Genomic DNA, 21,452 nt, shown 5'->3' with positions numbered 1-21,452 from the left:
TTCGCCGTTCATGCCGACCCATTCCTCGCACCCACAGGACACGGTCGCCGACGCGACGCCATCGGAAGATCAGCGCAAGCGCGTGCTGACGCTGCTGGCGCTGCTGACTGGCCTGGCCGCCTCCGTGGTGCTGGTGATCGACCTGCTGCTCGCCAGCCCCGGGCAGCGCGAGGCCTGGATTGCCGGCGGCCTGGTGGCGGTCTCGGCCGTGGCGTATGCGATGGCGCGCTGGAACCGCATGGACTACGTGCCGCACGTGATCGTGGCGGGCACGCTGGCGGCCGCCATCTTCTCGGTCATCAGCTACGGTTCGGTGCGCACCGCGGTCGGCTTCCTGTTCGTCGCGGCCGTGGCCGGCGCGGGCACCTTTCTCGGCCGCACCGCACTGATCGTCACCGTGGTCGCCAGCGTGGGCTCGCTCGGCCTGCTCACGCTGGCGGAGGTTCATGGCTGGTTCAGCGCCACGCCGTATTTCGAAGTCGGCCTGCGCGTGTGGATCACCCATTCGGCCACGCTGGTGGTGGTGGCCGTGATGGTCTACCACAGCGGGCGCCAGTTGCGCGAGGCGTTCGAACGGCAGAAGGAAGCGCTGGAGCAGCGCAGGAGAACCGAACAGGAGCGCGACCGCAACCTCGACCGCTTCGCCCGCATCTTCCACACCAGCCCCAGTCCCATGGTGGCGCAGTCCGCGCGCTCGGGCATGATCCTGGACGTCAACCCGGCGTTCGAGCGCTGCTATGGCTACACGCGCGCGCAGGCGCTCGGGCGGCAGGACACCTTCCTGTGGGCGGATCCCGCGCAGCGTGAGGCGTTCATGGAACACCTGTTCACGACACGCCGCGCCGAACAGTTCCCCGCGCGCGGCCTGCGCATGGATGGCAGCACCTTCGAGGCGCTGGTTTCCAGCGAGATGGGTGACGACCCCGAGGAAAAGCTCATCATGACCACGGTGAGCGACATCAGCGCGCAGAACGAGGTCATGGAACGCCTGCGGCGCTCGGAAGAAAAGTTCGCCAAGGCCTTCAACTTCAGCCCGCTGAACATGACGATCAGCCGCCTCTCCGACGGATCCTTCATCGACGTCAACCGGGCCGAGGACCGCGCCCAGGGCATGGCGCCCGAGGACCTCAAGGGCAAGACATCGGTCGAGGTCGGTTCCTGGCTGACCCCACAGGACCGCGAGGCCTTTGTCGCGCAGCTGCTGCGCGACGGGCACATCGACGGCTACGAAACCCGCATGCGGCACAAGGATGGTTCGCTGGTGGATACGCGCCTGTGGGCCGAGCTGATCGAGGTCGACGGCGAGCCCTGCGTGCTCTCGTGCACCGTCAACATCAGCGAGGAAAAACAACGCGAAGCCCTGTTGCTGAGCGTGGCCCGGGGCGTGGCGGCCGAGACGGGCGAGGCCTTTTTCGGCGCGCTCACGCGCCACTTGGGCGAGGCCATCGCCGCGGACATGGTGATCGTCGGCGAATGCCGCAGCGACGGCCGCGTGCGCACGCTTGCCGTGCGGCAGAATGGGCAGGCGCGCCCCAACTTCAGCTTCGATGTGAAGAACACGCCCTGTGGCCAGAGCCTGAAGCAGACCGAGATGCTGATCTGCGCGAGCGACCTGCCCCGGCACTTCCCCCTGGCCAGGGGCCTGATCGACTCGGGTTGCCAGGCCTACCTGGGCAAGGCCCTGAGGGACGAGGACGGCACCGCCATCGGCGTCGTCTTCGCGGTGTGGCGCGAGCCGCTGCAGTTGCGGCCCGACGTGCAGGCGTTGATCGCCATCTACGCCAGTCGTGCCAACGCCGAGCTCGCGCGGCTGCGGCGCGACCGCGAGATCCAGCGCCTGAATGAAACGCTCGAATTGCGTGTGCGCGAGCGCACGGCCGACCTGCAGAAGCTCAATGCCGAACTTGACTCGTTCGCCTACTCGGTCTCGCACGACCTCAAGTCGCCGCTGCGGGCCATCGACGGCTTCACCCGGCTGCTCGACGAAGAAGTTGGCCGGCGCCTGAACGCCGAAGAACGCGAGCTGCTGGACCGCGTGCTGAGCTCGACCCGGCGCATGGGCGCGCTGATCGACGATCTGCTGGCACTGGCACGTGTGAGCCAGGGTCGACTGGAGCGCGAGCGCGTGGACCTGAGCGCGATGGCCAGCGGCATTCTGGAGAGCGAGCAGCTCAAGCAGCCGCAGCGCAAGATCGAGCTGCGCATCGCCCCCGGCCTGCACGCGCATTGCGACCCCCGCCTGGCGCGCATCGTGCTGGAGAACCTGCTGGTCAACGCGCTCAAGTACAGCCGGACAAAGGAATCGACGGTGATCGAATGGGGCCAGTTGCCGCCAGTGGGCACCGAGCCCGCCATGTTCTATGTGCGCGACAACGGAGTGGGCTTCGACATGGCCTACATCGACAAGCTGTTCAAACCATTCCAGCGCCTGCACATGCCCAGCGAGTTCGAAGGCACGGGCATCGGCCTGGCCACCGTGCGCCGCATCATCGAGCGCCATGGGGGCCAGATCACGGGCGAGGGATGGCTCGGCGTGGGCGCGCGCTTCTGCTTCTCGTTCGGGGAACAGCCGGCGGACTGACCTTCAGTGCGCCAGGCCACTCACGACGGTGACCAGCGCGATGCCCGCCAGCAACCAGGCGATCTGCGCCACCGTGGCGCCGAGGCCCAGGCGCTTCTGCAACTGGGGAATCAGGTCGGCCAGCGCCACGTAGACGAAGCTGCTGGAAGCCACCACCAGGAAGTACGGCAGGTAATCCTGCAACTGGGTCAGAAGGAAATACCCCGCCAGACCACCCAGCGCGGTCACGGTGCCCGCGAGCGACACCTTGAGCAGCGCCGCGCGCGAGGTACCGGACGTGTGGCGCAGCACCACCAGATCGCCCATGTGGTGCGGCACCTCGTGCGCCAGCACCGCCAGCGCCGTGATCACGCCCAGACGCATGTCGGCCACGAAGGCCGATGCGATCAGGATGCCGTCGCCGAAGGCGTGCACGCTGTCGCCAGCAAGCACCGTCCAGCCCCCCGATCGCGGTGCGTGGTGGTCGTGACCGTGGTGTGCATGGGCATGGACATGGCCGTGCCCGCCTTCATCGTGGTGGTGCTCATGCCCGTGGTGCCACAGCTCGGCCTTGTCCAGCAGGAAGAAGAACACCAGCCCGACCAGCAGCCACGCAAACAGGTCGTGCGCGCCGGCCTCGCTTTCGAAGGCCTCGGGCAGCAGGTGCATGAAGGCCGTGGCCATGAGCGCCCCCGCCGCCAGGCTGAGCATGTGCTGCGTGAAGCGCGCCAGCATGGCAAAGCCCAGCAGGGCGGCCAGCCAGACGCTGCCCACGCCGGCGGCAATGGTTCCGATCAGGATCGCGATCAAGGTCATGTTGTTGTCTGCTCGATTCAGCCAGATTCAGCCACAAAAAAAGGGCCGCTTTCAGCGGCCCCGGTCATCGGTGCGGGCGCGACCTCAGGCCACGCCGTGCTGCTTGAACCACGCCAGGGCGCGTTTCCAGCCGTCTTCGGCCGGCTCCTTGCGGAAGCTCGGCCGGTAGTCGGCGTGGAACGCGTGTGGGGCCTCGGGATAGACCACGAAGCTCGATGCCTTGGCCGCGGCATTGCCGGCGGCCAGAGCGGCTTTCATCTTATCAACCGTGTCAAGCGGGATGCCGGTGTCGGCGCCGCCGTACAGGCCCAGCACCGGGCCATTGATCTGCCCGGCCACGTCCAGCGGGTGCTTCGGGCTGAGGGGGCTGGCCGCGCCGACCAGCCGGCCGTACCAGGCCACGCCGGCTTTCACCGCAGGGTTGTGCGCGCTGTACAGCCAGACCTGTCGCCCGCCCCAGCAGAAACCGGTGATGCCCAGCTTGCCGGCGTCGCCACCGTTGGCGGCCGCCCACTTCACCGTGGCGTCCAGATCGCCCATCACCTGCGCGTCCGGCACCTTGGACACCACCTCGGCGATCAGCTTGCCGATCTCGCCATAGCTCTGCGCGTCGCCCTGGCGCACGAACAACTCGGGCGCGATCGCCAGGTAGCCGGCCCTGGCAAAGCGGCGCGCGGTATCGGCGATGTACTCGTGCACGCCAAAGATCTCGGAACACACCAGCACCACCGGCAACCCGGTCTTGCCGGCGGGCGCGGCGCGGTAGGCCGGCATCTTGAAGCCATTCACGTCGATCATCACCTCGCCCACCGTCAGGCCGTCCGACGGCGTCCTGATCGCTGTCTGCGCCATCAGCGGAGCGGCAGCGGCCGCATAACCCACGCCCAGCGCCGCCTTGAGCGCGGTGCGGCGAGTAGCGCCTTCGGCATTGGACTTGCCGGGAAGCAAGGCGGCGAGATCTTCGGACATCTGTTGGTGCAACACGGGGCGTCTCCATGAAAAAGGGGTTAGGGGTCGTCGCAGGGAGCGGCGGTGCGGGCCACGCCACTTTACAAGACGTGAATTCGAAGAAAACGTTCACTCCCCACCCAGAAGAAGGCACGGCTTCAGGAGCAGGTTCCGGGAACCGAACAACGAGGAGCCCCATAGAACCGGCAATGCGTGCAACTTTTCCGCTTTACCAGACTTCATTTTTACAATAGTTCTTTTTATCTATAAAAATACGAACTTCTCATAGAATTTCATTCTTTTGAGAACCTAAATACTATTCATTGCCATGACGGTACACGTCCAGTGTCCGCGCAAGCGCAGACCCAGGCAGCCGACAACCATGCTCTCAACACCTATCCCCTCCGATTCAGACACGCAGCGGAACTTGCAGCCCCGCCGCGACGCTTTGAGCTACAGCATCGACAGGCTCAGCCGGCGCAACGAGATCGTGCTGAAGTCATCCATGCGAGTGCTCGACCATCGGTTTCGGCACCGCTGGACCGCTGTCGATAGCGGTGGCGATGTGCGCATCACCGCCCATGAGGCTGGGGCCGGCGCGGGCGTCGAAGCAGCCCTGCATCTGGGTTCCAGCTTCGTCCCGGACGCCTTCTTCGTACAACTTCCCCTGCGCGCACAAGACCTTGAGACCACCTTCAACCGTATCGGAGAAGAACTCATCCAAACCCGGGATCTGCAGCGTTCGACCGATCTCAGAGTCCCTCGCGACGACGAAGTGTTTCACCTCCAGCGGTGGCCTTCAGACACCTTTCTCCACGCCGAGCATCGCCTTACGCTGGCGACGCTCCTGAGCGCCCGGCCATGTTCGGTGGTGACGCTGCAGGGTCGCTCGGCCTTGCCCATGGACTTGTGCAGGGCATTCATGAAAGAGCTGATGGGCAACGGGCTACTGCGTCCGTCCACCGAAGCAACCACCCTTTCCTCAACTCATGCCTACGGCAGATCGCGCACATCGTGGTCGAGTCCTGCGGTTGCACCGAGTGGCCTGCTCGCGCGCATACGTGCGCGCCTGGGCATCTTGCCAATCGGGCCGAGGTGACCCGATGACGACCGATCACAAGCTACTTTTCACCGGCACGATGGGTGCGGGGAAGACCACCGCCATTGCAACAATCAGCGAGGTCGCCCCCATGTACACCGAGGTGCGCAACAACGACAGATCGGTGGCCAAGGCGACAACTACCGTGGGTATGGACTACGGCGAAGTCACACTCGACAACGGCGCAAGACTCAGGCTCTACGGAACGCCCGGCCAGCAACGCTTCGACTTCATGTGGTCAATCCTGTCGCAGGGCGCGCTAGGCCTCGTGGTGTTGATCGACAACAGCCGGCCAGATCCGCTCGACGACCTCGACATCTACCTCACCGGCTTCTCCGAACTGATCGCGGACACAGCCTGCGTCATTGGTGTAGGTCGAATGAAAACCCACCCGCAGCCTGCGCTGGACGAGCATGCCGCCCGGGCGCAGCGCCATGGCGTGATCTGCCCAGTCATTGCAGCCGACGCGATCAACCCGAACGACGTGATGAGACTCCTGAACCTGCTGCTTCTGCAGCTGGAATCACGTGCCGAGAACGAGGACATGAAGTGAATTTTTCTGCGCAACTCACCAAAGCCGCCGCGCTGGGCGCCGACAAGCTCATGCGCGACGTCAAGGGTATCAAGGCCGTTGTCATAGCTACCGAAGATGGGTTCGAGTTGGTGGGACGTGTGGAGAACAACGCCACGGTATCGCGGCTCGCCGCCATGGCCAGTTCGTTGGCGGCACTCGGCGCCATGGCTGGCGAGGAAAGCCAGCTGGGAACCTGCGACAACCTGACGATCCAGGCCGCCGAGGGCAATCTATTCCTGGTTCAGGTACGTCACAACAGCGTGGGCCTGATCGTCAGCGTGGTCACCAGTCGCGACGCCATCCTGGGTCAGGTCGTCTTCATGACAAAACAAATGGCCGGATCGCTCGGTACCGCATAGGCCGCAGACAACGCCAGTCATTCACACAGCCGTCGCTCCAAGATTCGCCCGAGCGCCGGCTGACTCTTCATGGGCGATCACTGAACGAAAGACCTTGAATCGTGGCCAATATCAAAGAATCCATGGAATCACTCCTGTCCATCGACGGCGCCATGTGCGCCATGTTGGTGGACTCCAGCAGCGGCATGATGCTGGGTCAGGCCGGCACGGGCGTGGACCTCGAAGTCGCAGCGGCAGGCAACACGGAAGTGGTGCGCGCCAAGCTCAAAACGATGCGCAACCTGGGTCTGGACGACGTGATCGAGGACATCCTGATCACCCTCGGCAAGCAGTACCACATCATCCGCCCGATGACCAGGCATGAAGGCCTCTTCATCTACCTCGTGCTGGACAAAGCCAAGGCGAACCTTGCCCTGGCACGCCGCAAGACGCAGGAAGTCGAACAGAACCTGAGCCTCTGAATATCGGGCAACGGCCGGGCGCACACAGCTGCGCAGCCATGCCAGGTCAATGGGCCTTGTCCCAGTTCGGCCCCACGCCCACCTCCGCCAGCAGCGGCACCTTGAGTGCGGCCACGCCGGCCATCAAGTGCGGGATCTCGGTGCGCAGCCAGTCGACCTCGCCCTCGGGCACCTCGAACACCAGTTCGTCGTGCACCTGCATGATCATCTTCGTGCCGCGCCGCTGTTCGTCCAGCGCGCGCTGGACCGCGACCATGCTGAGCTTGATCAGGTCGGCCGCCGTGCCCTGCATGGGCGCGTTGATGGCGGCGCGCTCGGCGCCGCTGCGGCGCGGGCCATTGGGGCTGTTGATCTCGGGCAGGTACAGGCGGCGGCCGAACACGGTCTCCACGTAGCCTTTGGCCTTGGCGCTCTGGCGGGTTTCGTCCATGTAGCGCTTGACGCCCTCGAAGCGCTCGAAGTAGCGCTGGATGTAGTTCTTGGCCGCCGTGTTGTCGATGGCCAGCGCCTTGGCCAGGCCGAAGGCGCTCATGCCGTAGATGAGGCCGAAGTTGATCACCTTGGCGTAGCGGCGCTGCTCGCTGCTGACCTGCGCGGGCTCGACGCCGAACACCTCGGCGGCGGTGGCGCGGTGCACGTCCTGCCCCTCATGGAAGGCGCGCAGCAGGGCTTCGTCGCCGCTGATGTGGGCCATGATGCGCAACTCGATCTGCGAGTAGTCGGCGCTGGCGATCACGTGGCCGGCAGGGGCGACGAAGGCCTCGCGCACGCGCCGGCCCTCGGGCGTGCGGATGGGGATGTTCTGCAGGTTGGGGTCGTTGCTGGACAGGCGCCCGGTCACGGCCACGGCCTGCGCGTAGTGCGTGTGCACGCGCCCGGTGCGCGGCAGCGCCAGCTGCGCGAGCTTGTCGGTGTAGGTGCCCTTGAGCTTGGACAGGCCGCGGTGCTCCAGGATCTTCGCCGGCAGCGGGTAGTCCTCTGCCAGCTTCTCCAGCACTTCCTCGTCGGTGCTGCGTGCGCCGGTCGCCGTCTTCTTGACCACGGGCAGGCCGAGCTTGTCGAAGAAGATCTCACCGAGCTGCTTGGGGCTGCTGAGGTTGAAAGGCTGACCGGCGATGGCGTAGGCCTCCTGCTCCAGCGCCACGATGCGCTGGCCCAGTTCGTTGCTCTGGCGGGCCAGCGTGGGCGCGTCGATCAGCACGCCGTTGCGCTCGATGCGGTAGAGCGACTCGCTGCTGGCGATTTCCAGCTCGTAGATGAATTTCAGCTTCTCGTCGGCCTGCAGGCGCGGCCACAGCGCCAGGTGCACGTCCAGCGTCTGGTCGCTGTCCTCGCAGGAGTACTCGGCGGCCTTGGCCACGTCCACCTGCGCGAACGGAATCTGGTGCGCACCCTTGCCGCACAGGTCTTCGTAACTGATGCCCTGGCGGCCCAGGTGGCGCTCGGCCAGGCTGGCCAGGCCGTGCGGCTTGTGCACCTCGAGCACGTAGCTCTGCAACATGGTGTCGTGCGCATAGCCCTGCACCTCGATGCCGTGGTTGGCGAACACATGGCGGTCGTACTTCACGTGCTGGCCCAGCTTGAGGTGCTTCGGGTCTTCCAGCCAGGGCTTGAGTTTCGCCAGCACATCGTCGAAGGGCAGTTGCACGGGCGCGTCGGGCCCGGCATGGCGCAGCGGGATGTAGGCCGCCTCGCCCGGCTTCACACTGAAGCTGATGCCCACGATCTCGGCGCGCATCTCGTCGAGCGAAGTGGTCTCGGTGTCCAGCGCCACCAGCTCAGCCGCCTGCACGCGCTGCAGCCAGGTGTCGAAGGCCTCCCAGGTGAGGATGGTGTCGTAGGCCAGGTTGGTGGCGCGCGGCGCGGCCGGCACCGGCTCGTCGAACAGGCCGGGGTGGGCACTGTCCAGCGCCTCGCCCTGCACCTCGCGCAAGGCCTCCACCACCTCGGGCTTGACGCTGGTCTTGGCCGCCAGGCCCTTGAAGCCATAGGTCTGGTAGAAGGCCTTGAGCGCTTCGTTGTCGGGCTCGCCGACGCGGATCGCGTCGAGCGCGGGCAGGCCGGGCACGTAGCCGTTGAGGTCGCAATCGGTCTTGATGGTCAGCAGCGCGCGCCCGGTGGGCAGCCAGTCCAGCGCCTTGCGCAGGTTCTCGCCGGCCACGCCCTTGATCTCGCCGGCGCGCGCCACCAGCGCGTCGAGCGAACCGTATTCCTGCAGCCACTTGGCCGCCGTCTTGGGGCCGACTTTCTCCACGCCCGGCACGTTGTCCACCTGGTCGCCCACCAGGGTCTGGTAGTCCACCATCAGGCGCGCGGGCACACCGAATTCGGCCTCCACGCCGGCCAGGTCGCGCTTGCGCCCGTTCATGGTGTCGATGATGGTGATGTGCTCGTCCACCAGCTGTGCCAGGTCCTTGTCGCCGCTGGAGACGATCACGCGGATGCCCTGGCGCGCGGCCGTCACGGCCAGCGTGCCAATGACGTCGTCGGCCTCCACGCCGGGCACGTCGAGCACCGGCCAGCCCAGCAGGCGCACCACCTCGTGGATGGGCGGGATCTGCGCCCGCAGGTCGTCCGGCATCGGGCTGCGCTGGGCCTTGTATTCGGGATAGATGGTGTCGCGGAAGGTCGGGCCCTTGGCGTCGAACACGCAGGCCACGAAATCGGCCGGCACCTCCTTGCGCAGGCTCTGCATCATGTTGACCATGCCGCGGATGGCGCCCGTGGCAGGGCTGGTGGGGTCGCCGGGCACGGCCCGCAGGTCGGGCATGGCGTGGAAGGCGCGGTACAGGTAGCTGGAGCCATCGACCAGCAGCAGGGTCTGGCCGGCCAGGGCGTCGGGAGTGAGGTCTTCGGACATGGGGCGATTGTGGCGGAGTTCGCACGCGCAAGCCGCCCCCCGGGCCGCGGTCGTATCCGGTGGTAACCGGTTTGGCCCCGGGGGCCGCGTGGCCGGACGGCCCTGCCTACAATGCTGTATGAACGCTGCTCCCCGCTCCTTCCTGGCCGCACTGGCCTTCGGCCTGTGCACTACCCTTCCGGCTCTGGCCCAGGTGGCACCCGTGGACAGCCCGCGCGAGCCGGTCTCGCCGCGCGACCGCATCGAGCGCATCACGCACGAAGACAAGCTCACCCGCATCGACGAAGTGCGCGTGGGCGGGCAGACGCAGAGCATCGAGGTGAGCCCCAAGAACGGCGCACCGGCCTACCAGATCCAGCCCGAGACGGCCGGTGCTGCCGGCAGCGAGACGGGCGGCAGGCGCACCGGCAACGCCGGGCGCAGCAGCTGGCGCATCCTGAACTTCTGACCCTCTGCCCATGGCCGTTTACACCGAAGTCGCGTTCGACGAAGCCGCTGCCCTGCTCCACACCCTGAACCTGGGCGACCTCACCGAACTGCGGGGCATCCAGGGCGGCATCGAAAACACCAACTACTTCGTGACCAGCGAGCGCGACGGCGCCACGCTGGAGTACGTGCTCACCGTGTTCGAGCGGCTGGGCTTCGAGCAGTTGCCGTTCTACCTGCACTTCATGAAGTTCCTCGCCGGCCAGGGCATTCCGGTGCCCGCGCCTGCGGCCAACGCGCAGGGGGAGATCCTGCACACGGTGCAGGGCAAGCCCGCCGCCGTGGTGGACAAGCTGCGCGGCAGGAGCGACCTTGCCCCCGGCGTGGCGCAATGCGAGGCCGTGGGCACCATGCTCGCGCGCATGCACCTGGCCGGGCGCGACTTCCCCATGAGCCAGCCCAACCTGCGCGGCCTGTCCTGGTGGAACGAAACCGTGCCGGTGGTGCTGCCCTTCCTGAACACGGCGCAGGCCGAGTTGCTGCGCGCGGAGATCGCCTACCAGAACCACGTGGCCCAAGGGCCGGCGTATGCCGCGCTGCCACGCGGCCCGATCCACGCCGACCTGTTCCGCGACAACGCGATGTTCGAGGACGGCGAGCTCACCGGCTTCTTCGATTTCTATTTCGCCGGTGTCGACAGTTTCCTGTTCGACATCGCGGTCTGCCTCAACGACTGGTGCGTGCTGCACGATCAGGACCACGACGGCTCGCTCGACTCGCCTCGCTCGCTGGCGCTGCTGGGCGCCTACCAGGCGGTGCGGCCCCTGAGCTCGGCCGAACGTGCCCTGCTGCCGGCCATGCTGCGCGCGGGCGCCCTGCGCTTCTGGATCTCGCGCCTGTGGGACCTGCACCTGCCGCGCGAGGCGGCCCTGCTGCAGCCCCACGACCCGAGTCACTTCGAGCGCGTGCTGCGCGCCCGTGTGCGCGACACCCATGCCCTGGCGGCGCTGCTGCGCGAAGACGCGCTCCAGCCAGCCTGACTCCACCCCCGCGAATGAAACTCCACCTAGTTCCCGCCCGCACCGGCCTGCAATGGGTCCGGCTCGGCGCCCGGACCTTCCTGCGCCAGCCACTGGCCATGGCCGGCCTGTTCTTCATGTTCATGGCCGCCGTGTCGGTTCTCTCACTGGTGCCCGTGGTGGGCACACTGCTGTCGCTGGCCCTGGTGCCGGCAGCCACGCTGGGCCTGATGGCCGCCAGCCGTGAGGCCGCGCAAGGGCGCTTCCCGATGCCATCCACGCTGGTCTCGGCCTTTCGCGCCGGCCCGGGCAAGATGCAGGCCATGCTCGTGCTGGGCGCGATGTACGCCGCAGCCCTGATGCTGGTGCTGGGGGTGGCGGCCCTGTTCGCCACCGAAGCACCACCGCCCGCGGCCCTGCCCGGTGGACCCGAGGTATCGGCCGAGCGCGTGCGCTCGATGTTCAGCAGCCAGGGCCTGTGGGCGGCGATGGTGGTCTATCTGCCGGTGCTCATGGCTTTCTGGCACGCACCGGCGCTGGTGCACTGGCACGGGGTGAGCCCGCTCAAGAGCCTGTTCTTCAGCTTCCTGGCCTGCTGGTCCAACAAGGGCGCCATGCTGCTGTATGCCGCGGGCTGGGTGGGTGTGTTCATGCTGACGGGCCTGTTCATGAGCCTGCTGGCTTCGCTGCTCGGTGGCACGGAGGCGCTCGGCATCGTGCTCTATCCGCTGGTGCTGCTCATGGCCGCGATGTTTCACACCTCGATCTGGTTCACCTTCGTGGACAGTTTCGTCGCGCCCGACGGCCCCGCCGCCGTCACCACCGGAGAACACACATGACCCAGCACACCCTGCAAGGCCGTCGCGAGGAAGAAGTGACCTGGTTCCAGCGCCGTGACACGCTCAAGGCGGCCGCCGCCTGGGTGGCCACCGGCGGCCTGCCCGCGGCCCTGGCGCAACAGCGCAGCAACGTGGTGGACTTCGTGGGCGACATCCTGCTCAACGGCCAGCGCATGCTGCCGCAGCAGGTGGTGCAGACCGGCGATGAAATCATCACCGGTGCCTCCTCGCGCCTGGTCTTCGTGATCGGCACTGCCGCCTTCCACGTGCGGCAGAACTCGCGCCTGCGCGTCGAACGCGGCGCCACGCTCAACACGATGAGCCTGCTGCGCCTGCTCAACGGCGCGGTGGTCAGTGTCTTCGGCCGGGGCGTGGCCCGCGCCATCGTCACGCCCACGCTGACCGCCGGCATCCGCGGCACGGGCGTGTACACCGAGGTCATGGCCGACCAGGGCGGGCGCAGCTACTTCTGCAACTGCTACGGCACGGTGGACATGCAGGCCGGCGGCAACCGCGCACTCTCGGTGTCGAGCTACCACCAGTCGTTCTGGGGCGAGGTCGAACCCCGGGGCGGGCGTTTCCTCACGCCCGCGCCCGCACTCAACCACACCGACGAAGAGCTGGAGTTCCTCGCCGGCCTGATCGACCAGCGCACAGCCTGGCAGATCGCCGGGCGCACCGGCGTGAAGGACGGGCGCGGCTACATGGAGCAGCAGCCGCCCGAGATGCACCCCGCCATGCCGGCGCGCTGACACTGGCGGCGCAGCCTCTAAAGGCGCGCGATAGATCCCCGGTCCTGCGCGGCCTGCAACCAGGCGTTCACCTGCGCCACCACGGCCGATGGCTCGCGGGGCACGTCGAACACCGCGCGGTTGTCGTCGCTGAACACCTCGCGGCGCCAGCCCAGGCGCGCCAGCAGACCGGCGATCGCCGGGTTGAACGGGTTGAAGCGCAATTCCAGAAACCGCACGCCTTGTGCGGCCGCGCGTGGCAGCAACCAGGCCAGCGTGCGAAAGGTCAATCCGCCCCGTGCATCGGGCGTGGCGCTGAATGCCAGTTCCAGGCCTCCGGGGCGGTCACTGGGCACGGCCTGGCCGAGGTAGACCAGGCGCCCGGTGGCGGGCTCGCGGATGCCATAGCACAGACCGGCGACCAGCATGCGCCGCGCCGCCTCGCGCAGCACATCCGTCGCGGCGCTGGTGGTGTGCAACCGGAACGCACGTTCCTCGCGGCCCAGGGCCTGCAGGTGGGCGACCATGGCATCGGCGTCCACCGGGCCGAGAACACACACCGGCGATTCGGCGGTGGTGCCTGTCTGGCTGTGGAGTGGCATCGCGCAGCCTTAGAGTCTGGCGCCCGGGGACCGCAATGCGGGCCGCACCAGCGCCAAGAAGGCATCGAGCTTTTCCAGCCACAGCCGCGCCACCTGCGCCTGCGGCGTGATGTCCAGCGTACCGAACGACACGCCGCCGTTGGACCTCACCTGGAAACCATGTCGAGCCGCGATGGCGGCCACCGCCGGGTTCGTGTTCTCGTACACCAGGCTGAGCTTCCTGTAGCCGCGCTGTATGAGCTGCGGAATCAGCCAGGCCATGACTTCGCTGGTCAGGCCACCGCGCGCCGACGGCACGGCACTCATCGAGAACTCGGCGACGGTGCGCTCCCGTGGCGAGGGGCAGTGAAAGCTGCCCATGTAGAGCAGCGCCTGGCGCGAGGCGTCCCAGCCGCCGAAATGCACCAGCGAGGGGTCCTCATGGACAGCCTGCAGCAGCACGGTGGCGAACCGGACGAGTTGCTCCGGGCTGGCCGGGCCGGACCACCCGAAACGCATGGCCCGGTCGTCCGGGGCGAGCGCGCCGATGTGCGCGGCCACGGCGTCCCGGTCGGCCATGGTCAGGAAGGTGATGGCGGCCAGCTTGCCACCAGGATGGGTGTTGGGTTGCATGGTGTTCTGCCCCTGGAATGTGAAGGGAGATTCACCACGCCCGCGCGCGGGCGTGGTGAAGGTGAACCGTGGCGCGGCCGGTCAGAGCTTGGCGGGTGGCTTGAGGAATTCGCCGATGCGCTTCTTGACGACCAGGATGCTGTCGGGCGACGCGGTGTTGAGACCGGCCGCGTGCGTGAAGGTCGGGGGCAGGCGCAGGACGCTGATCCTCGCGCCCAGAAAGGCTGCCATGCCGATCACGTCATCCACTGATTCGATGTCGAGCAGGTCATCGGCTTTGGTGGCGATCATCAGGATGTCGGACACGCCGGAGGCCTCGTAGCCGATGTCCACCATGTCATCGGCCTTCAGGGTGCGGCGCGTGAACACGTCCGACTTCATGAGCGCCACGGTTGGCATGTAGGTCAACACCGAACGCAACTGCCACAACAGCACGTTGTGATCGGTCCGCTCGCACAGCGTTTTCACCGTCTGTTTGTAGGCTTTGACCTTGGGTTGCTTGTCGTCGAGCGCGGCCAGCACCGTGTCGATGGACCGGGCGTCGTTGGCGTCAAGCGCATGGTGGGCCACGGCGATATCGGCCCACCCCATGTCGTCCAGGTCGTAGAGCAGGCTGTGGTCCACCGGGAACTGCACCCGGTACCAGAAGTCGGTGAGCACCTGCAGCAGGGCCTTCTTCGGCTGCTTGTCCTTGGGCAGGGCGCTGTAATCGCCGCCGTGCCAGTCGGGGTCGTGCTCGAGCGTCTCCACCCACTGGCGGGCCAGGGTGCGGGTCTTCTGCGACAGTTGCAGGCCGCCCGGCACGATCAGCACCATGCGGGAGACGAAGCTGGTGTCGTGGGCCATGAAGTGCCAGGCCTGCAGCGAGCCCATGGAAGCGCCCATGAGAACGTCCACGTGGGCCACACCCAGTTGCTTGAGCGCCAGGCGCTGGATCTGCGAGACATCGGCCAGCGAGAAGTTGGGGAACGTGCCCCCGTAGGGCCTCTTCGTGGCGGGGTTGATCGCGCCGGGATGAAAGCTGTCGTTGATCACCGGTTCGAAGCTGATGACGCGGTGGGTGTCGGTGTTGATCACCTCGCCGGGGCCGATGAGCGCATCCCAGTAACCGATGCCCACGCGCTTGTTGTCCTTCACGGCCTTGTGACCGGCCGCGTGGGCACTGCCCAGGAAAAACGGGAGGATGGCGACGATGGGCTTGTCGTGGCCGTCCTTGGTTTTGGCGCTGCCGTACTCCTCCCAGGAGACGGGCAGTTTGGGGAAGGTGCCGCTGCCATCGTTGCATGGCGCGCTGTCCAGCACGAGGGTCTGCGGCTTGACGATCTGGTTGTACATGGGATGTCCTTTGGATAGGTTGAGAGAGCTTCCACACCGACCCTGAATCGGCGGGGCCTTGCCACCTTAGAACCCGATCGCCGTTTCGAACCATGCCTGCGGTGCCGCCCGCAAGGTCCGCAGCCTGCGCTGTGCACGCGATGGACAGATCGCCCAAAAGCGAAACCCCCAGGCCAGCCGGGGCCTGGGGGTTTGCGGGAGGTGCCGATGGGCTCGGCACCCGATCAGCCCGTTGGACCGGGCCAGCAGGACTCAAAGACCGATGACACCCCCGTCGGCCCGCGTGATCACGATGGTGGCCGAGCGCGGCCGGCCGGCCGGTGCGTAGTTCACCGTGCTCACGCCCGGCCACTGGCTCTGCAGCACGAACGGGCCGGTTCCGTAGGCGCCCGTGCGCTCACCCGGGTGCTGCACATTCACGAACATCGTCCGGCCATCGGCGGTCTCGGTGATGCCGGTGATCTCGCAGCCCGTGGGGCCGACCAGGAAACGGCGCAGCCTGGCTTCACCCAGCGCGGCGCCGATGAACGTGCCCTCGGTACCGGTGCTGCCACCCAGGCTGTTGTTCACCGTGACCGGCCCCCCGTCGCCCACCGCGCCGGGAATGGCGGCCAGCAGCATGCAGTTGGTCTGGTCGGTGTAGGCGCCATCGTCGGTCTGGATCCAGCAGATGCCGCTGGCCGGGCTGAACCACAGGCCGTCGGGCGAGGAAAAGTCGTTGGCGTCCGTCAGCCCCGAGAGGTTGATGTCCGCTCCCGCATCGGCCTCCGCGCCGAACAGGAAGATGTCCCAGGTGAACGCCGCTGCGCCCGGCGCCCCGCCCTGTTCGCTCAGACGCACGATGTGGCCATTGGGGTTGCCGCTGCCGGCATTGCCGTCGTTGTCGGCGTAGGCGCGCGGGTTGGCCGCATCGGTGCCGGCCACGTTGCGGCTGCTGTTGTTGGTCATGGTGAAGTACACGTCACCGTTCTTCGGGTTCACCGCACCCCATTCCGGGCGGTCCATCTTGGTGGCGCCCAGCGCATCGGCCGCGTGGCGCGCATGGACCAGCACGTCGGCCTGGTGGGCGAAGGTGTACGGCGCGTAGCCCGCGATCAGCGGGTTGGCGATGTCGAGCTCCAGCCATTCGCCCGCGCCCGTGTCGTTGAACCGGGCCACGTACAGCCTGCCTTCGTCCAGGTACTTGTGGCCGGCGGCCATGCCACCGCCCACGTCGGCCGGATCCCACGGCGCGGCGGAGACGAACTTGTAGACGTACTCGTTCTGCGAGTCGCAGCCCATGTAGAAGGCCAGCGGCTGGCCAGCCACCGGGATGCTGCAGACGGCGGCCTCGTGCGCGAAGCGGCCCATGGCCACGCGCTTGGCCGGCGTGGCGCCCGGGCGCAGTGGGTCGATCTCGACGATGTAGCCGAAGGTGTTGGGCTCGTTGCGGTAGTCCTGCGCCGCGGTCGCGCCCGGGGCGGAGACGTCCCAGCGGCCGAAGCGGCTGTCGGTGCCGGCGGAGGCCACGGCCGACCAGCCCTGCGAACCCGCGGTGGCCGCCGCATTGGGCGCGCGCATCACGCCGTAGCGCTGGCGCGCGACCTTGGTGCGGGCATCCACATCCACCGAACCGGCGGGCATGAAGAAGTAGGCCGCCCAGTTCTCCTCGCAGGCCAGGTAGGTGCCCCAGGGGGTCTTGCCGTGACCACAGTTGTTGAGCGTGCCGCGCGACGTGGCGCCGCTGGTGTCGTACTTCGTGACCATCAGGCTGCGGATGTCGGCCAGGTGCGCGGCCGGGCCGGCGATGTCCATCACGGTCTGGGCCGTGACGCGGCGGTTGAGACCCGAGTCGAGCTGCAGCGCCCAGGTGCTGCCCGTCCTGCGCACTTCGGCGATGGACACGCCGTGGTGGTTGATTTCCTTGAGCACCTCGGACTCCAGGCGGGTGCCCAGGTCCCAGCCGCCGAACTGCGAGAACTTCTTGCCACTCACGCCGTTGGTGGTCTGGCCAGTGGGGTGGAAGAAGTGCGCGTCGGCCGAGCTCTCGTGGTTGACGGCCAGCACCGCGCGGCCGGTGTCCTGCGTGGTGTAGTTGCCCAGTGCGTCGACGTAGAACAGGTCCATGCCGTCGTGGTGGTCACCGATGCGCCGGCTCCAGTCGTCGGTCTCCGCCCCCGTGTTGGAGTACGCGGTCTCGGTGCTGAAAAGCCGGTCGCCGGTGGCGTGCAGCACGCTGTAGCTGTAGCCGGCGGGCAGCACCACGTCGTCGAGCAGGCTCTTGTCGATGGCGCTGAAGCCCAGGCTGGTTTCGCCGGGCGCGGCGGGTGGCGCGGGCGCGGGGTCGCTGCCGCCGCCTCCGCAACCGGCCAGGAAAGGAATGCTGGAGAGCGCGGCCAGGCCCACGCCGCCGCGAATCAGGTGGCGACGCGTCAGCGGCGCGCGGGTGCCGCGTTCCAGCACCTGCTGGAAGTGTTCGTTGGGGGAATCGTTGAAGTTGTCGTCGTCGTCGTGGTGGGACATGAGGGTCGGTTCCGTGGTGGGTTGAAAGACCCGCGCAGTCTCCCCACAACGCATGACGATCCCGTGAATCGGACCGATGCCTCCGCACGTCGCTCTGGTACAGGCCGCTTCATCACGGTGTCACATCCGACGTGGCATGCAGGAACAGCCCCTCCACCTGACGCGCAATCTGCTGCCAGTCCAGTTGCGCCACCTGCGCACGTGCCTGCGCGCGCGCCAGTGCAATGCGCTCTGACTGTGTAGCGAGCTCCACCACCATGCGCAAGTAGCCCGCTTCGTCGTTCACCGGCACCAGCCAGCCATTGCCGTCGTGCCGCACCCAGTCGGCCGCGGCCGCGGTGTCGAAGGCGAGCACCGGCAGGCCACTGGCCAGGGCCTCGACGGTCACGTTGCCGAATGTCTCCGTGACGCTGGGGAACAGGAACAGATCGGCAGAGGCATACCAGGCCGCCAGCTCGCCGTGCTGCCGCATGCCCGCAAACACGGCCTGCGGGCAACGCTGCTGCAGACTCTCGCGCATCGGCCCGTCACCCACGAAGACCAGCTTCACGTCGTCGTGCGCCGCGCGCATGGCATCGAAGGCGCGCACCACCAGGTCCAGGTTCTTCTCGGCGGCCAGGCGCCCCACCGCCAGCAGCACGATGCTTCGCGGCGTCGTGCCCCAGGACGCTCGCAAGGCCTCGCTGCGGTGATCGGGGTTGAACTGCTGCGTGTCCACCCCGCGTGCAACCACCTGCACGTTCTCGAAGCCGATGGCCATGAGGTCGGCGCGCAGCGCCTGCGTGGGCACCATGGTCAGGCGCGTGAGGTTGTGGAACTTGCGCAGGTAGGCCACGATGGGCTTGCGCAGCCAGCCCACGCCGTAGTGCTCGCTGTAGGCGTGGAAGTTGGTGCGAAAGTCCGACGTGACCGGCAGGCGCAGCCGCCGCGCGGCCTGCAGCGCCGACCAGCCCAGAGGCCCTTCGGTGGCGATGTGCACCAGGTCGGGCCGCCTGAGCGTCCAGGCCTGGATCAGCGCGCGCTTGCCGGGCAGCCCGAGCTTGAGTTCGGGGTAGCGCGGGATCGGCATGCCGCGCATCAGCACCTCCTCGTAGCCGCTGTGGCTCAGCGCCTGGTCCACCCGCGTCTGTCGCGGCCGGACCAGCTGCACCTGGTGGTTGCGCGCGCACAGGCCTCGCACCAGATGCGAGAGCGTGAGTGAGACGCCGTTGATCTCGGGCGGCCAGGTCTCGGTCACCACCGACAGGCGCAGCGACGGGCGGGTGGCGGGGTACTCCTCCACCACGATCTGATCGGAATGCACGGTGGTCATGCCCCGATCTTGCGCAGGCATTGCAACAGTCGTGTGACAGCGTGCGCCTGTCACCGGGTTTTCACACAGGGGCGCAACCATGTCATGCGTTTGACGCGACCCCCGCAACCCACTGGAGCCTTTCGTGCACGATTTTTTCAAGACCCTCGAAGTCCAGCGCTGGGACGACCACCGCTACTACCACCACAGCCGCATCAACCAGTCGCTGCACCTGCTCAGTGCCATGAGCTTCGTGCTCGCCTATGCGCTGCTGTGGACGGACCCGATCCTCTCGGCCCTGATCGCCTGGCTGGTGTCCATGACCAGCCGCCAGGCCGGTCACTTCTTCTTCGAGCCCAAGGGCTACGACCATGTGAACCAGGCCACGCACGAGCACAAGGAAGAGATCAAGGTCGGCTACAACCTGCGCCGCAAGGTGGTGCTGATGGCCTTGTGGGCCGGCACGCCGCTGCTGGTGTGGGCAGTGCCTGGCGTGTTCGGCCTGTTCGAGCCCCACACCGACAACACCGGTTTCATCCGGCATGTCGGCGCGCTGTGGCTTGCCCTGGGTGCGGGTGGCCTGCTGTTTCGCACCGTGCACCTGTTCTTCCTCTTCGACGTGAAGACCGGCCTGGTGTGGATGACCAAGATCCTCACCGACCCGTTCCACGACATCAAGCTCTACCACCGCGCGCCGCTGTACCTGATGCGCGGCCAGCTGATCGATCCGGGTGTGGCGGTGAAGTAACCCTCAAGCCCTCAGGTGCTGCCACATCTCGCGTAGCACCTGGCGGCGGATCGCCTTGTGCGTCAACGCAGGCGACGTCCACCACCAGCCCTGTGCCTGCATGTCCTGTGCGGCGGCCAGGCAGCGGCGCAGCACCTCCTCGAATTCATCGTCATGCAGATTCAGGCCGAAGATGAGGCGCCCCGTGCCGACCCAGCTGAGCGCCAGGCCGTGCCAGCGAAGGAAGTACTGGTACATCCAGTGGTAGCGACCGGGCTCGGTGTAGTTCAGGGTCCAGATGCTCTGCAGGTTCGCCGCACGCACCGGGAAGCCCTGCGCGGACATGGTGTCGTTGAAGCGCTTCGCGCGCGCGTCCCACCTGGCGTCCTGGTCCGCGTACATCGCCTGCACCTCGGGCGTCTGCAGGCGCCGCAGGAAGGCGTTCATGCCGCCCATCACATAGGGATGGGCGTTGAAGGTGCCACGCGCGAAGCACACGTCGGCCGGGCGCTCGGGGCGGAATCGCTTCATCAGATCGGCACGTCCGCAGACGACACCCACCGGGTAGCCGCCTGCGAGGGTCTTGCCGTAGGTCACGAGGTCGGCGCGCACGCCGAAGTATTCCTGCGCGCCACCGGGCGCGAGCCGGAAGCCCAGGAATACCTCGTCGAAGATCAGCACGATGCCGCGCTCGGTGCAGACTTCGCGCAGTTGTTGCAGCCACGCGGTGTAGGCCGCGCGGTCGTAGCCGGCCGTGCGGCTGCCATCGACCAGCGTGGAGTCGCCCGGCGCGTTGCGGTTGGGGTGCAGGGCCTGCAGCGGGTTGACCAGCACGCAGGCGATGTCGCGCCGCGTGCGCAACACCTGCAGGCTCCTGTCGTCCATGTCCTTGAGCGTGTAGGTTTCGCGCGGCGGCATCGGGTTGCCGGGGCCGGGCTGCACGTCCTCCCACCAGCCGTGGTAGGCGCCGCAGAAGCGCACCAGGTGTTTGCGTCGCGTGTGGTAGCGCGCCAGGCGCACGGCCTGCATCACCGCCTCTGTGCCCGACATGTGGAAGGACACCTGCTCCTGGCCCGAGAGGGCCTTCAGCCGCGCGATGTTGTCGGCCACGCAGGGGTGGTAGGCACCCAGCACCGGGCCCAGCGCCTCGCCGATCTGCGCGCCTTCGGCCATGCAGGCCTTGTAGAAGTCGACGCCGAACACGTTCACGCCGTAGGAACCGGTGAGGTCGATGAAGCGGTTGCCGTCGAGGTCGGTCACGCTGCACCCCTCGGCCGACTGCACGAAAGCGCCCACCTTGAGGCGCTCGCGCACGATGGGGCTGAACTGGAACGGCACGCGGTAGCTACCGGTGAACTGCAGGTCGGCCAGGCCTTCACGGGCCTCGGCGCTCAAGGCCAGGCTTTTCTCGTAACGCTCGGCGTAACCGGCGCAGAGCATCTCGAACGAGGTCCTGCGCAGGCGGGCAATGTCTTCGGGTGCACCATCGCAATCGAAGAAGCGGCGCTCGTCGCAGGCATAGCCCGGCAACCAGCTCGCCAGGCGTTTGGCCATGCGCGAGTGGCCGGCCAGCGATCGGTGTTTGGCGCGCGAGAGCTGCAGGCGCTGGCGCAGGTACGGCAGCGCCAGCACCAGGGAGCCCAGCGGCAAGGCATAGGAAAGATAGGACATGCGGCACACGCTCCAGGGCG

At 67.3% G+C, this 21,452-nt stretch carries 19 protein-coding genes; 10 read left to right on the top strand and 9 right to left on the bottom strand.

Annotated features, from left to right (window positions below):
- Positions 1–10 precede the first annotated feature (10 nt).
- Positions 11–2,581 (top strand): PAS domain S-box protein, encoded by a 2,571-nt coding sequence (locus K5880_RS04785; RefSeq protein WP_297649341.1) that lies wholly within the window; start codon positions 11–13, stop codon positions 2,579–2,581.
- Positions 2,582–2,584: 3 nt separating this feature from the next.
- On the opposite strand, the gene K5880_RS04780 is transcribed toward K5880_RS04785, so the two are convergent.
- Positions 2,585–3,376, bottom strand: a complete 792-nt coding sequence (locus tag K5880_RS04780; RefSeq protein ID WP_297649339.1) for a ZIP family metal transporter — start codon at positions 3,374–3,376, stop codon at positions 2,585–2,587.
- 84 nt (positions 3,377–3,460) lie between these two features.
- Positions 3,461–4,360 carry a dienelactone hydrolase family protein gene (locus tag K5880_RS04775; protein ID WP_297649337.1) on the bottom strand — a complete coding sequence of 300 codons (900 nt, stop codon included), beginning with the start codon at positions 4,358–4,360 and terminating at the stop codon, positions 3,461–3,463.
- 391 nt (positions 4,361–4,751) lie between these two features.
- Between K5880_RS04775 and K5880_RS04770 the strand changes: the two genes are divergently transcribed.
- The 4 genes from K5880_RS04770 (at position 4,752) to K5880_RS04755 (ending at position 6,817) form a co-directional block, all read left to right on the top strand.
- A complete protein-coding gene (locus tag K5880_RS04770; protein WP_297649335.1) occupies positions 4,752–5,423 on the top strand; it encodes a hypothetical protein in 672 nt (223 codons plus the stop codon).
- Between the two features lie 4 nt (positions 5,424–5,427).
- On the top strand, positions 5,428–5,976 hold the full coding sequence (locus K5880_RS04765; RefSeq protein ID WP_297649333.1) for an ATP/GTP-binding protein: 549 nt from the start codon (positions 5,428–5,430) through the stop codon (positions 5,974–5,976).
- A complete protein-coding gene (locus K5880_RS04760) occupies positions 5,973–6,356 on the top strand; it encodes a roadblock/LC7 domain-containing protein (protein WP_297649331.1) in 384 nt (127 codons plus the stop codon). Before K5880_RS04765 ends, K5880_RS04760 begins: the two co-directional genes overlap by 4 nt.
- 101 nt (positions 6,357–6,457) lie before the next feature.
- Positions 6,458–6,817 carry a hypothetical protein gene (locus K5880_RS04755; RefSeq protein ID WP_297649329.1) on the top strand — a complete coding sequence of 120 codons (360 nt, stop codon included), beginning with the start codon at positions 6,458–6,460 and terminating at the stop codon, positions 6,815–6,817.
- Between the two features lie 46 nt (positions 6,818–6,863).
- Here K5880_RS04755 and polA read toward each other — a convergent pair whose 3' ends face one another.
- The gene (gene polA, locus K5880_RS04750; protein ID WP_297649327.1) at positions 6,864–9,677 is read right to left on the bottom strand and encodes a DNA polymerase I; all 2,814 of its coding nucleotides are present in this window, start codon (positions 9,675–9,677) and stop codon (positions 6,864–6,866) included.
- Positions 9,678–9,795: 118 nt separating this feature from the next.
- Here polA and K5880_RS04745 point away from each other — a divergent pair, with 118 nt between their 5' ends.
- Genes K5880_RS04745 through K5880_RS04730 form a run of 4 tightly spaced genes read left to right on the top strand, consistent with a single transcriptional unit; the run spans position 9,796 to position 12,713 of the window.
- The gene (locus K5880_RS04745; RefSeq protein WP_297649325.1) at positions 9,796–10,125 is read left to right on the top strand and encodes a hypothetical protein; all 330 of its coding nucleotides are present in this window, start codon (positions 9,796–9,798) and stop codon (positions 10,123–10,125) included.
- Between the two features lie 10 nt (positions 10,126–10,135).
- A complete protein-coding gene (locus K5880_RS04740; RefSeq protein ID WP_297649323.1) occupies positions 10,136–11,143 on the top strand; it encodes a homoserine kinase in 1,008 nt (335 codons plus the stop codon).
- Positions 11,144–11,157: 14 nt separating this feature from the next.
- Positions 11,158–11,961 carry a BPSS1780 family membrane protein gene (locus K5880_RS04735; protein ID WP_297649322.1) on the top strand — a complete coding sequence of 268 codons (804 nt, stop codon included), beginning with the start codon at positions 11,158–11,160 and terminating at the stop codon, positions 11,959–11,961.
- Positions 11,958–12,713 (top strand): iron dicitrate transport regulator FecR, encoded by a 756-nt coding sequence (locus K5880_RS04730; RefSeq protein WP_297649320.1) that lies wholly within the window; start codon positions 11,958–11,960, stop codon positions 12,711–12,713. The genes K5880_RS04735 and K5880_RS04730 overlap by 4 nt, the downstream gene beginning before the upstream one ends.
- A 17-nt stretch (positions 12,714–12,730) precedes the next feature.
- Here K5880_RS04730 and K5880_RS04725 read toward each other — a convergent pair whose 3' ends face one another.
- From K5880_RS04725 to K5880_RS04705, 5 genes are all read right to left on the bottom strand, one after another.
- The gene (locus K5880_RS04725) at positions 12,731–13,294 is read right to left on the bottom strand and encodes a hypothetical protein (protein WP_297649318.1); all 564 of its coding nucleotides are present in this window, start codon (positions 13,292–13,294) and stop codon (positions 12,731–12,733) included.
- A gap of 9 nt (positions 13,295–13,303) precedes the next feature.
- The gene (locus tag K5880_RS04720) at positions 13,304–13,906 is read right to left on the bottom strand and encodes a hypothetical protein (protein WP_297649316.1); all 603 of its coding nucleotides are present in this window, start codon (positions 13,904–13,906) and stop codon (positions 13,304–13,306) included.
- An 81-nt stretch (positions 13,907–13,987) separates the two neighbouring features.
- Entirely contained in the window at positions 13,988–15,241 is a 1,254-nt protein-coding gene (locus K5880_RS04715) for an alpha/beta fold hydrolase (protein ID WP_297649314.1), read from the bottom strand.
- Positions 15,242–15,493: 252 nt separating this feature from the next.
- Positions 15,494–17,743: a PhoX family phosphatase gene (locus tag K5880_RS04710; protein WP_297649312.1), complete on the bottom strand. Its 2,250-nt coding sequence runs from the start codon at positions 17,741–17,743 to the stop codon at positions 15,494–15,496.
- A 112-nt stretch (positions 17,744–17,855) separates the two neighbouring features.
- Positions 17,856–19,055, bottom strand: coding sequence for a glycosyltransferase family 1 protein (locus K5880_RS04705; RefSeq protein ID WP_297649310.1), 1,200 nt, complete (start codon positions 19,053–19,055; stop codon positions 17,856–17,858).
- A gap of 124 nt (positions 19,056–19,179) precedes the next feature.
- Between K5880_RS04705 and K5880_RS04700 the strand changes: the two genes are divergently transcribed.
- On the top strand, positions 19,180–19,782 hold the full coding sequence (locus tag K5880_RS04700; protein ID WP_297649308.1) for a hypothetical protein: 603 nt from the start codon (positions 19,180–19,182) through the stop codon (positions 19,780–19,782).
- Positions 19,783–19,785: 3 nt separating this feature from the next.
- On the opposite strand, the gene K5880_RS04695 is transcribed toward K5880_RS04700, so the two are convergent.
- Positions 19,786–21,432 carry an aminotransferase class III-fold pyridoxal phosphate-dependent enzyme gene (locus K5880_RS04695; protein WP_297649306.1) on the bottom strand — a complete coding sequence of 549 codons (1,647 nt, stop codon included), beginning with the start codon at positions 21,430–21,432 and terminating at the stop codon, positions 19,786–19,788.
- Positions 21,433–21,452 lie beyond the last annotated feature (20 nt).

This window comes from Hydrogenophaga sp., from assembly GCF_025699295.1.
GTDB lineage: Bacteria > Pseudomonadota > Gammaproteobacteria > Burkholderiales > Burkholderiaceae_C > Hydrogenophaga.
Note: the sequence above shows the minus strand (reverse complement) of the source record. Positions and strands in the feature narration are given on the sequence as shown.